Here is a 13,870-nt window from a genome sequence, read left to right on the forward strand (position 1 = left end):
TGATCTTAAAAGAGCATCCAGATGGCGGCACATACGCTCAATGGTAGAGCTGTGATAGATATCCGTGTTGTATTCAATGCCAACAACTAAGCCTTTTTCATGATTGTCTGTAAAAAAGAAGGCAAGATCCAATTTACTTGTTACATATTCTGCCCCTTTATCCTTGTAGGTTTCGATCTTAAACTCATTCGAATCCTGAATCAGTTTGCCTTCGTTTCTAATGTCGTTGTTTTGCATTACAGCCATTACATTAAATAATGGATTTTTGTTGGCATCGGTTTTAATTTTCAGATCTTCTATCAATTGTTCGAAAGGATAATCTTTATATTTATAGGCTTCAAGTGTAAGTTCTTTTACTTGATCAAGAAGCGTTTTAAAGCCTTTGTTAACATCTAGAATGACCCGTAAGGGCAGCGTATTGATGTAAACTCCGATCTGGTTTTCCAAATCGGCTTGATCCCTTATCGACACAGGAGAACCAATAACAATATCTTTTTGATTAGTATATTTATAAATCAGGATATTTGTTAACGCCAAAAAACCCATAAATAAAGTCGATTTGTCATGGTTAAGGCTCTCTCGGAAATCATCACTCAGTTTTAAGTCAATTGTTTTATGAACCAAACCTCCTTTATAAGATCTTACGGCAGGATAAGGATTATCTACAGGTAGATCTAATATAGGAACCTCATTAGAAAATTGCTTCAGCCAATAGTTCCTTGCATCAGATAATGAAATGGCATTCATTTTTTTATCTTCCCAAACTGCAAAATCCTTATATTGAATTCTCAAAACAGGAAGCGTTGATTCGATGTTGTTTGTTCGGCTGATATACAAAGAGAAAAGATCCCGCATTAAAATAATCATCGACCACCCGTCGCAAACTGTATGATGGGTAATATAATTTAATACGTAACTGTTTTCTTCCAGTTTTAACAAGTAAAATTTTATGAACGGTTTTTGCTTATCAAACTCCTTTAAAGATTTTTCTTTTAGATAATTAGAAATCGATTTTGATTTATCAGGATAGCCGCTGAAATCTTCATATACCAGTTTTAGCCTGCAATCACTTGGCGCTAAGATTTTCTGGTTAAAGCTGCCCATTTCTGTTTCAAAAAAAATGGTCCTTAAAACTTCATGTCTTTGGATCAAATCATCACAGGCCAATTGAAGATATTCCCTATTTAAATTCCCCGTCACTTTATAGGCATAGGATATATTGTATGCAACATTCATCTTATTGTTTGAAGAAAGAACTAACATTCGCCTTTGCGCGTTAGACACCTGATATGCTTCTTGTAGTGGCGCAATTGGGATGTTCTTGCTTTTACTAGCATCTGTTTCCATAAGATACTGGATTAACTGCGGCTTCATGGCCTTTATCGATTCAATCAGCCCAGCCGATAAATCATCTCCAAAATAAGTAACCTTCAAATCCCCTCCTTCCAGAGAAATCTGAATATTCTGTTCTTTAAGCTTTTCAATAAATGCTATCATATTGCCATTGTGGTTCAAATAATTCGAAACTGTTAAATGATTATATTTTTTTCTCCTTTCTGACCTTTTTGAGCTGCAGAAAGTTCTTTGTCAATTTTAAAGGCTAAAGTTTTAATGCTCGGATTGTCGAAAAGTTCTACAAGGTTTATTTTAACGCCAAACTCATTCATAATCAGTTTCAGCAAACCCATTCCTTTTAATGAATCTCCCCCCAGTTCGAAAAAATCGTCTACAACTCCTATATTATTGATGTTCAAGAAGCTGCTCCAGATCTCCAAAAGCCTGATCTCTGTATCCGATGACGGCTCAATATAGTGACTTGTAATAGAATTCCTGTTGACTTTCGACTTTTCAACCTCCACAGAATCCGATTCGATTTCTAATTTATCAAGAACATACTTTTTAAATCTTTCATGGATATTTCCTTTTGCTACAATCACCTGATTTATGCCGTCTAATTCCAAGCTGGCTTCAAACGTTTCAATTAATTCATTCTTATTGATCGATTTTTTTTCTTTTTGATCATTAAAATTCAGGTAATCTAAATTCACGCTGATCCAATTCGGGCTTTCTTTTGCCTGTTGTGTAACAAAAGTATCCATAAAAATATTGCCCGAACAATAAGAAACAATTCCCATTCCTCCTAAAAAAGAAGACAGGCTTGACGATAACCAAGCAAAATCAAGATCCCTATCTTTAAAATATGAATACAATGTTTTGGTACCGTGAAGTTTCGGAGCAATTTGCTCTAGTGCCTTTGCGATGTCGATCTTGTCACAATGCATAAAATAGTCACTGTGTAATATTCCTGCCGTATGAATGACACCATTCACCGGACCGAATTTAGCTTCAGCAGCTTCCATGCATGTTTCAAATCTGCTTTGATTATTAATATCGGCACAAAAATAAGCGACATTGCTACTCTTTTTCAGAAGCTGGTTCAAGCGGTATGCTTTGGAGTTATTTTCTAACAATGCTTCTGTCCATTCGCTTTCAACTGGCAAAGCTGTCCTTCCGATAAGAATAAGGTTCGCATTGTAGTGCTCCAGCAAATGACTAGCAATAGTGTACCCCATATGTCCCAAACCTCCGGTAATAAGATATACACCTTTTTCTTTTAATTTTGTACTTTCCCGCTTCTTGATTTGTATGTCTTCTATATATTGAACCCATCTGGCGTTATTTCTCAGAGCTACGGTTTTATCGGTATTGTTGTATTTTACTTCATTATATATCAATTCAGATAAAGTAGCCCAATGCTTCTTTTCATTCAGGTCTATATCAACAATACAGGCAAAAACCGAAGGTATTTCCTGGCTGATAACTTTAAGTAATCCGCTTGTAATGGCATGTTCCGTTGAGATATACTCAGTATTTACAACCTGGTATAAGGCTTCTGTCAATAAAATAATTTTGCTATTTTTTAACCTGTCGGTTGCAATAAGACCTTTCAGTATATTTTGGATGCAATAAAACCCTAAAACATTTTCATCCAGGCTGACCTTGTCGCTGAAGGTCATGTTTTCCCTGCTTTTCCAATTGTAAAGGATGTATTCCGGAACGATTTCCCTTTTTTCCAGATCCGCAAACAACTGTTTGTAATCGTTGGGATCGTTTGGATTGATTTCGTAATATTTTTCTGAAATCCTTAAAAATGCATTTCCACGCTTTACAATTAAAAGGTCAGATTGTCTTTCTGTAAATGTATCTTTTAATTGCTCTGAAAAATCGCATTCTTCCGAAAAAAATAGACTATAACCTTTTAAAGGTGTATCCTCGTTTTTAACTAAGTATGTTTTTTTCCAAGACGGAATGTAAAACGAATCTAAAATATCCTTTTTCTCCGGCTTGGCATTCTGGAAGCCATTTTCTTTGATCGAATCAAAATTTCCTACAACTACCTGGTATTTTGTTTTTTCAAAAGCATAAGTCGGCATCGGAAGCTTTCGATGGTGTTTTCCTGCATAATATGATGGCCAATTTATCTTCAGTCCATTTGTCCAAAGCTGCCCGATTTTTTCGGTAAAATGAAAATTGGCACCAGCGTCATAATCCTTTGTGGCGATCATATTTACAGCCAAAAGCCCTTTTGCACTTGCTGTATTTTGCCTTAAAAGAGCGGTCAGTGTTTTCCCCGGCCCAAGTTCTAAAAACACGTTTGCATTCAGATTCATAAGCGTACGAATTCCTTCTGAAAACTGTACAGCATGCCTCAAATGATCCAACCAATAGATTTCCGAAGTCACTTCCCCGGCCTGAACCAAAGCCCCTGTTAAATTTGATACATAAGGCATTTTGGGTTCTTTCAGATTGATTTTTTTCAAGACCAGTCTGAAATCTTCAAGGATTGGATCCATCATTGCCGAATGAAAAGCATGGGAAGTCCTTAACTTAATGTTTGTAATCCCTTTACTTTCCAACACTTCAGATAATGCTTCAATTTTTGATAGATCCCCCGATATCACTACCTGACCTGGGCTGTTTATTGAAGCGATAGAAAGATCATCTTCTAAATAATCCTGAGCAGCCTCATGGCTCAGTGCCACACTCAGCATCGCTCCTTTAGGCAGTGCGCTCATCAATTTGCCACGTTCTACCATGAGCATCAATCCTTCTTCATAAGAAAAAACATCAGCTAATGCCGCAGCAACATATTCTCCAACGCTATGACCAATCATGAATTTTGGTGTAATCCCCAAATGCATAAGATATTGTGCAATGGCATATTCAAAAACGAATAGCAGCGGCTGTACGTATTTTGTATCTTCAAAACCTTTAGTTTCCGTCGTCGGAAAGATAAATTGTCTAAGATCTTCATCAGATATCGATTCCAGGACTTCAAGCCCTTTGTCAATCCAAAGCTTAAAAAAAGGAATATTGTCATACATTTCCTTGCCCATTGCCTTGTATTGCGACCCCTGTCCTGAGAACATGAAAACGACGGAATGTTCGTCTTTTGCAGGCTCGGAAATCAAATCTTTGGCTATGGCTTCATTCAGGCTCGCAATCAACCCGTTTTTATCAGAACATGTTACCGATAGTTTATAGTCAAAATCTTTCCTGCCAACAGCCAGGCTGTATGCCAGGTCAGAAAGATTTGCCGGATCATTTTCTTTGGATAAATATTTTATATACTTCTCTATGTAGCTTTCTAAAGATTTTTTTGTTTTTGCCGAAAAGACAAATAATGGGGCTGCAACAACATCAGTAACAGCTTTATCCTGCGCTTCTTCCAAGATGATGTGTGCATTAGTCCCTCCGATCCCGAATGCACTTATAGCTGCCCTTAACGGATTTTCATCTGTTTTCTTCCAGTTTTTTAGCGTGTCATTGATATAAAAAGGGGATTTGTTGAAATCAATATTCTCATTTCCTTTTTTGAAATTTATCGATGCAGGAATTTTCTTCTGGTCTAAAGAAAGCAAAACCTTGATCATTCCCGCCACACCTGACGCCACATCAAGGTGCCCAATATTTGACTTCACCGAACCGATGGCACACTTTTTTCCTGAAGGAAGCCTATATGCCTGTTCCAGGGCTTTGAGTTCTACCGGATCGCCAAGCTTGGTACCGGTTCCGTGTGCTTCAATATAGGAAATGGAATCGCTTTCGACCTTGGACATGATTAAGGCTTTTCTGGCACATTCTATCTGGCCGTCAATGCTTGGGGACATGTAACCGAGCTTTCTGTTTCCGTCATTGTTGATTGCCGATCCTTTAATGATCCCATAAATATGATCGTTGTCTTTTATTGCTTCGGATAATTTTTTCAATACTACAGCTCCTGCTCCTTCGGAAAAGATTGTTCCGTTGGCATCTGTATCAAAAGGCCTGCAATGTCCGTCAGGAGAAAAAATAAGTCCGTCTTCATAATAATATCCGCCTTTGGCATTCGAATCCAAAGTAATGCCTCCGGCAACTGCCACACTGCAGTCCCCAGTAAGTATAGCCCGGCAGGCCTGGTGAATGGCAACCAACGATGAAGAACAAGCCGTATTCAGTGAAAAAGAAGGGCCCTGAAGATTTAGCTTATTCGAAATCAGCATAGGAAGATTATCTTTACTGTTCAAAATTTCAATATAATAAGAGCTTAATCCTGTATCATTTTTTGCCAAGGACGAATGTACTTTCCACATGGCATTTAAAGGGACACCTATAAACATACCTATCATTCCGGGATAAACATCGGGATTGCAGCCCGCGTCTTCTAAGGCTTCCCAGGTAATTTCATGGAACAGACGGGTTTGAGGATCGAGATGTATGGCTTCGTTATGCAGGTAATTAAAAAAGTTGGCATCGAAAGATTCATAATCATCCATAGCGCCAGAGGCATTGATGTAATTGGGACTTTCAATGTTTTCTTCACTCACGCCCCTTTCCAGCAACTCTTCTTTTGTAAGACGCTTTATACTTTCTTTGCCCTCCAGCAGGTTTTCCCAGTAATCTGTAATATTATTGGCCCCAGGGCATTTTATCGACATACCGATTACGGCAATTTCCAACCCAGTATATTTATTCATTTATGTGTGTTTTGATAAAATTCATTAATTTAAAAACTTATCTATTGTATCGATGAGTAAGTCACGGGAAGATTCAATTTCCCGATCTGATCTGATTTGCTGCTTTTCTTTATCAGCCAGGAAAAGCGCTTGGCTTTTGATGTTGATATATTTGAAAATATCCGTGATATCAATATCTTTTTGAAAATTCAATTTCAGCTTGGTAACCAGGTTCAGCAGCTTTATGGAATTGCCGCCAAGCTCAAAAAAATTGTCCAATACACCAATTTTGTCTGATGGAATATCCAGAATATCGCTCCACAAACCTACTAATTTTTTCTCTATCTCACTTGTTGGCGACAAAAAGGATTCAGTAGCAGCTGTAGTGACCACAGCAGCTGTTTTTAACGATTTTTCGTCAATTTTGCCATTTGGCATCAACGGAAATTCATCAAGTTGGATGAAAATGGATGGCACCATGTAGTTTTTGACCCGTTCTCCAAGATCTGCACGCACTTGCTCTACATCCAGTTTTTCTTTAGATAACAAAAAAGCAATTAAGGTATTATGCCCATTTTCAGTTTCTTTGCTGATTACAACAGCATCTTCAATTGTCTGCAGTTTCATCAGCTGTGTTTTTATCTCAACTAGATCGATCCGATTTCCCATTATTTTCACCTGATTGTCTTTTCTGCCAGCATACTCAACATTTCCATCTAAAAGCCATCTTCCAAAATCTCCGGTTTTATATAGCTTTTTGCCGCTCAAAGCTTCACTTATACAAAATTTTGATGCATTCAACGTATCATTCCTGAAATAGCCGTCCGTAACTCCTGATCCGCTTATACAAATTTCTCCTGTAGCGCCAATTGGCAACAACTGGCCCTGATCATCCAAAATGAATACTTTTGTATTGTATATTGGTTTGCCTATTGGTATTTTCCCTCCGCCTTTTTTATCTACAGATGTATCATAATATGTGGCATCTGCTGTGACTTCTGTTGAACCGTAAATATTGAGTAACCTACTGTGTGGGAATAGGCTATAAAACTTTTCGACCAAATACGGATGAAGTACCTCCCCGCTGCTTGTCCATTCTTTTAGCTGTGTTAATTTAAGGCATAAGTCCTTATATTTTAATATTTCTGCCAATAAGGAAGGCACAAGTACAATCCTAGTAATACTGTAATGTATCAACTGATCAATAAATTCAGGGATGTTTAGAATCATCTGATAGTCGAATATAACAATTTTGACACCTTTAAGCAACGGCCCGAAAAGTTCCCACATATGATCTACAAAACTAAAAGAAGTTTTAACTGCGCAGGTTTCCTTTTCCTGAAATGGAAATACGGTCCACATCCAGTGAAGCCTGTTGTACAGATTCGAATTTTTTATAATGACGCCTTTAGATTTGCCGGTTGAGCCTGTGGTATACAGCAGTGCGATGACCTGGTCTTCGTTGTCTTGCCATTGTCTTTTATATCTTGGAAATGAAGCTATTTGCATATAAAAACTATCAAAGACTATATCATCAATTACAGTTTTTACAGCGCTGTCAACAATCATTTCATTAACAACTAATTCCGGATAATCGGGATCAAGTGGCACATATGCAGCTCCAAGCTTTAAAATTCCTAAAATGGCAATAATCAATTGTTCGCTTCTTTTCATTTTTAGCGCTACACGATCTCCATAATTGATATGAAGGTTTGTTTTCAAAAAAAAGGCAAACCTATCTGAAGCATCATCCAAATCGCTGTATTTAACAACTTTTCCGTTAAAAACCAATGCTTCCTTATCTCCATTTTTTTGTACCGTTTCGTCAAAAAGGGCCATAAGTGAAGGGCAGTTTTCTAAGAGTACATCGGTATCATTCAGCCTGTATTTCAATTCATCCAACTCCTGTGCCGTGATACAGTTGATTTCGCTAAGCAGAATCGTTTCATTTGTGGTGACCGATTCAAATATTTCAGCAAAGGCACCAATCATTCTTTCTATCGTTTCTTTTTTAAATATGCTGGTATTGTATTGAAATAGTCCCGATATCTGATCGCCAGATTCTCTCATTTCAACAGTAATATCATATTTTGCGGTAAGGTTGTTATTCTTATACGGTGTGATTTCAAGCTCATGGATCCTTGAGGCTACCTTCGGGGTATTCTGGAAAATAAACATGACTTGGAAAAACGAATTAAGCGCGGCATCTTTCTGCAGCTGAAGCTCATTTATGAGTTTGCTGAAAGGCAGCTGACTATTAGAGAAACCTTCAATGACCTCTTTTTTTGTCTCGAGCAAGAAATCTGAAAATGTCATCGTATTGTCAAATTGCAGCCTTAACGCAACAAAATTCACAAAAAATCCAATTAGATCTTCAAGTTCCGATTGTTTTCTATTGGCAATGGTTGTTCCGATGAGCACATCATCCTGCTGACTATAGCGTGCCAATAAGATTCCGAATCCTGAAAACAGCATTGTAAAAAGGCTTACTTCATGTGCTGTGGCATACTTTTTTATTTTTTTGCTTAATTCTAGGGGAAAATCAAAAAATATAACAGATCCTTCATTTGTCTGGTACAGTGTCTGTGGATAATCCACAGGCAAAGCTATGCTTCTGGACGCTGTTTGCAACTTATTCTTCCAGTAAGCTAAATTTTCATCAAAGTTATGCTGCTGTAAATATTGGCCTTCCCATGCTGTATAATCTGGATACTGCACTGTTAATGCAGGAAGTTCTTTTTTAGAGGCTTCACCTTCCTGATTGTAAAAATGGAACAGCTCTTCCATGAAAATATTCAAGGACCATCCATCGCAGATAAGATGATGTACCTCTATGAGCATCAAAAAACTTTCTTCTGCAATTTTAAAAAGCGTTACCCTTAACAAGGGTCCTTTGATGATATCTATTGGAATGGCTTCCTGCGAAAAAATCATTTGATTGATCTTTTCCACCTCACTCCAATCTACAATATCATCTGCCTTTTTGTAATCAATGAAAAATTCTTTTTCATCTTCAACAAACAAAATAGGTTCATCATTTTGCTTAATGAAAACGGTTCTTAGGATTTCATGTCTTTGTATGATCTTATTTATGCTTTTTTCCAAGCAGGAAACATTGACATTACCTTCAATTTTATATGAAGTCGATATCACATAAGTATTTGTCCTTGCTTTAAACTGTTCGGCGATCCACAATTCTTTTTGCTGATAACTCAAAGTAGCTATAAAACCATGCTTGCTCACAAAAATGTATTTTTTAAGGTTATTAATTAAGATTGTTATTTGCTATTCTATTTCCCCGTTCTCATCAAACGTGAAATATTTTTTTTCCCTACTTACCGTTTCAATTTTAAGGATTGGTTTTTTATTTTCGTTTCTCTGTTCCGTAATTATAGAAACGAGATTTGCGATGGTGGGCTCTTTAAAGAATTCGACCAGTGAGATTTCAGCATTCACCTCTTTTTTTATGTGTGAAATGATTCGGGCTGCCATTAAGGAATGCCCACCTATTTCGAAAAAATTTTCGTAAATACCTATAGTGTCAATTCCAATGATATTTTTCCAAATACGTTCTATTTTTGCCTCTAATGAATCGTCCAGGTTCTCTTTATAAACAAGCTGTTTCTCAGTCGTTGCGATTGAATCCTTGATTTCTATGTCCTGCAGTAACCGGGATAATCCCATTCTATTGATCTCTATTTTGTTCTGCAAGTCATAACAGGAAACCAACACCTGAGTGTTTTGTGTTCTTATCATTTTATCAAATGCTTCAACACCTTCTTGTTCAGAAAGAGAGACATCCAGTTCGGTACCTGTCAATTCTTTAAATGTCTTTTCTACTTTTGCAGCAGAGCCCATTCCTTGCCAGCGGTCCCAATTGATGACCAATGTTGGCTTTCCAAGAACCGTTTTTCTATAATTTGCATAGCCATCCAAAAAGCAGCTCGAAGCCGCATATTCCGACTGCCCATATACCGGGATCACCGAATTTAGGGATGAAAATAAAATGAACATCTCTAGTTCTATATTTTTAAAAACATGGTCGAGAATTAAGGTCCCTTTTACCTTAGCTCCAAATATTTCGCTGTTGTTTTTTGATTCATACTGTCCTACAGCCTGAATAATTCCGTTGATTTGTCCATATTTTTCAAGGATTTTCTCTCTGATATTCTCAATACTTTCTACATCGAGAACATTTGCTTGCAACAGGATCACCTCAGCCCCCAAGGTTTCAATTGCTTTGATTTTCTGGATTTTTTGAATGCTTTCGGTATCTTTTCCTTCACGAATGATTCCTTCCCAAGTAGCTCGCGAAGGAAATAAAGAACGATTTAGCAATATCAATTTAATCGCTTTTGCACTTTTTGCCAATTGTGCTGAAACAGCCAGCCCAATATCTCCTAATCCGCCAGCAATAATGTATACACCCAAATCCCGGACCGGATTTAGAGTATGGTCATCCAATATCGATTTACTTATTTCAATATTTTCGTAAGAAGGAACCCACTGGAAACGTCCTCTTAAAGCCCGGATTTTATGAGATTCGGTTTTACTATTAATGCTGTTTAATATCGTATTGATGAAAAATGTCCATTTTTCTTTATTGCTAATTGATAAATCTATATTGATACAATCAATTTTGGTAAATTCCTGTGGAATTACTTTTACAACCCCCAGAAGAGGTATATTAATAAGGTCGATTTCCTCATCTCCGGTAATGCTGTGTAGCTCATTGGTAACACAGATGATCTGTATGTTTTTTATGCGATCTTCAGCCGTCAATTTATGTATTGCCTGCGATAGGTATAGCAGTCCGAAATAATTTTCGAAACTTTCCCTGTCAATAGTGTTAAGATCTATCTCATGGTCTTTTGTTGTAAAAGACTTTTTCTGCAATGGCAATGAATAGATAATTTGCGTTGGAAGCTTGTCTTCTCTATTTAAAATTTCAACAAGTCTGATGTGATGGTTTTGACTTTGGATATCTATAGTAAATCTGTTTCCATTGTGTTGGAATTTTTCTCCTTTTGTTACTTCGATAATTTTAGAATTGGTCTTTTTGATCTGGCTTAGTAATTCATTTTCAAAATCAGTTTCATTTTTAAAAATCAAAACACAATTGTCAAATGCAGTTTCAGTGTTTGTCGTGTTTTCTAGTTCAATCCTTTTCCATGAAGGCAAATAAAAGATTTTGGATAACGGGAGCTTGTTTGTACCGCTTTCATTAAATTCGTTTAATACCGACGGAGTAATCCAGTGCCTCTTTCTTTCAAAAGGATACGTTGGCAATGGTATTTTATGACTTTCGTTAAATATACTTCCATCTATTTCAAACCCATTTGCCCATAACTTCCCGATAACACTCAACATCTTTTTGCTATCCGACATAGTGTCTTTATAGCCCGGCATCGAATCGATGATTAACTGCTTTTCACTTCTTGAAACTTGCGCCAGGCACAAAGTCGTTAATGAGCGCCCAGGACCAACTTCAATAATTGCCGTGTTTTTATTTGCAAGTATATTTTCTATACCTTTTGAAAATCGTACCGTCTGGCGAAGATGTTTTACCCAATATTCTGGATCGGTAGCTTCTTGAGACGTTATCCAAGTACCTGAAAGATTAGAAATAAAAGGAATTCCGGGTGCATTTAATGTCAATTTGTTTAAATATTCCCTAAAAGAATCCAATATGGCGTCTACGTATTTTGAATGCGCCGCTACATCAATATGCAGGGTTTTACATTCAATCCCATGATCAGAAAGTTCATTTTTCAGCTGTATTATTTCTTCTTTTTTACCCGATATAACGGTCATTGAGTTGCTGTTAACTGCGGCTACAGAGAGGTTGACTGTTAAATACTTTTCAATTTCCTTTTCTGATAAAAAGACACTCAACATTGCACCTTTAGGCAAAGTGTTGAATAATTTACCTCTCAGGGCTACAATTTTCAGCGCATCTGAAAGAGAAAATACGCCCGATAAACACGCCGCTACATATTCTCCCATACTGTGCCCGATCATATATGTGGGCTTTACATTCTTGCTTTCGAGCAATTTTGCCATCGCAAGCTCTACAACAAATAAAGCAGATAGAGAATAGGCGGTATCATTGAAATGCGATTTATTACCGGAATCATCAAAATAGGAAAGCTCGTTTCTGATATCAAATTCTAATACGTCAAGTAGGATCAGGGCGCACTCATCAACCACAGTTTTAAATACAGGCTCTGTTTTGTACAGGTCCTTCCCCATTCCCTGATAATGTGCACCACCGCCCGGAAACATAAAACAAATGTTTTTTATGGTATGATTGTCTGAAAGTTCATACCCCGGAATAGTGTGAAATTGACCTAAATTATTTTTAAAATCCTCAATCGTATCAGAAACAAAGAACTTGCGTTTACCAAAAAATTCACGACCTTCCCTTAATGTGTAAGCAATATCTGCTAGTTTCATTTCTCGGTTAAGCGCTATTTTATCAAGTAAATTTTCTCCCATTTTTGCCAATGCTGTTTCTGTTTTTGCAGACATTAAAAACAACTCAGGCACTTGAAGTTCCTCGGAAATGAATTCAGGTGCTTCCGACAGAACGACGTGGGCATTCGTTCCTCCTATTCCAAAAGAGCTCACTCCAGCATACCTTTTTTTTTCAGAATCCCATTTTTTTAATTCTGTATTTACATAAAAATTATCCTTAAAATCTATTTTAGGATTGGCCTTTTTATAATGTAAAGTCGGAGGGATCATTTTATATTTTAAGCAAAGCGCTGCCTTAATAAGCCCCGCGATTCCTGCTGCAGTATCGGCATGACCAATATTTGGTTTAATTGAACCGATGGCACAGTTTCCAGTCTTGCCAGATTTCGCAAAAGCCTGGTTTAAAGCGGCTATCTCGATAGGATCCCCTAACAAAGTGGCCGTTCCATGGGCCTCGATATAGCCTAAGTGGCTTGCATCAACTTCAGCCATAGACATAGCTTCGGCAATTACTTTCGCTTGTCCTTCCACACTTGGCGCTGTAAAGCCAATTTTGTGGTTCCCATCATTATTTATAGCGCTTCCTTTAATGACCGCATAAATATGATCCTTATCTTCCAATGCTTCTGACATCCGCTTAAGCGCAATAACGCCGACTCCGTTCCCGCTCACAGATCCGCTTGCTGCTTCATCAAATGTCCTGCAATGTCCATCTCTGGAAGTAATGAATCCTTCTTCATAGAAGTAGCCCGTTTTTTGAATGGCATCTACAGAAGCCCCTCCGGCCATAGCCAGATCGCATTCTCCGTTTAACAAACTCTGACAAGCCATATGCACTGCGACCAATGATGTCGAACACGCAGTCTGGATGTTTAAGCTTGGGCCTTTTAAATCAAGTTTATATGAGGCATGCAAAGGGAGAAAATCTTTATCATTAAAGATTCGCAATTGCAAGCCCAGTGCTGCATCGGTTTCTTCTTTGTTGGTAAGAATGTTGTGAATCAGGTAGGAATTCATCCCTGATCCTGCATACAGGCCAATGGTTCCCGGAAATTTATTGGGTACGTTTCCGCTGTCTTCGAGCGCTTCCCATATACATTCCAGGAACAGTCTGAACTGGGGAGGAAGTATTTTAGATTCGGCCGGAGTGTATCCGAAAAAACTCCCGTCAAACATATCTATGTCTTCTAATGCGCCATTCGCTTTTACATAATTAGGATCATTGAGAAATGCTTCCGGAATGCCATTCGACCTTAACTCTTCATCAGAAAAAACGGAAATTGACTCTTTGGCATCACATAGGTTCTTCCAAAATTCATCTATGGTTTTAGAACCAGGAAACCTAAGCGACATCCCAACTATTGCAATATCATTTATATATTTATCGGAATCCATAT

4 protein-coding genes are annotated in these 13,870 nt (G+C 37.6%); all 4 read right to left on the reverse strand.

The window, feature by feature from the left end; all coding sequences use genetic code 11:
- Window positions 1–1,497, reverse strand: a 1,497-nt coding sequence (locus GFU89_RS20225; RefSeq protein WP_318848845.1) for a condensation domain-containing protein, incomplete at its 3' end; no start/stop codon positions are given.
- 32 nt (window positions 1,498–1,529) lie between these two features.
- Window positions 1,530–6,017, reverse strand: coding sequence for an SDR family NAD(P)-dependent oxidoreductase (locus GFU89_RS20230; protein WP_318848846.1), 4,488 nt, complete (start codon window positions 6,015–6,017; stop codon window positions 1,530–1,532).
- A 24-nt stretch (window positions 6,018–6,041) separates the two neighbouring features.
- Complete coding sequence (locus GFU89_RS20235; protein ID WP_318848847.1) at window positions 6,042–9,239, reverse strand: non-ribosomal peptide synthetase; 3,198 nt, start codon at window positions 9,237–9,239, stop codon at window positions 6,042–6,044.
- A 42-nt stretch (window positions 9,240–9,281) separates the two neighbouring features.
- On the reverse strand, window positions 9,282–13,868 hold the full coding sequence (locus GFU89_RS20240; RefSeq protein WP_318848848.1) for a polyketide synthase: 4,587 nt from the start codon (window positions 13,866–13,868) through the stop codon (window positions 9,282–9,284).
- Between the last annotated feature and the right edge of the window lie 2 nt (window positions 13,869–13,870).

This window comes from Chryseobacterium sp. JV558 (assembly GCF_033712365.1).
Taxonomy (GTDB): Bacteria; Bacteroidota; Bacteroidia; order Flavobacteriales; family Weeksellaceae; genus Chryseobacterium.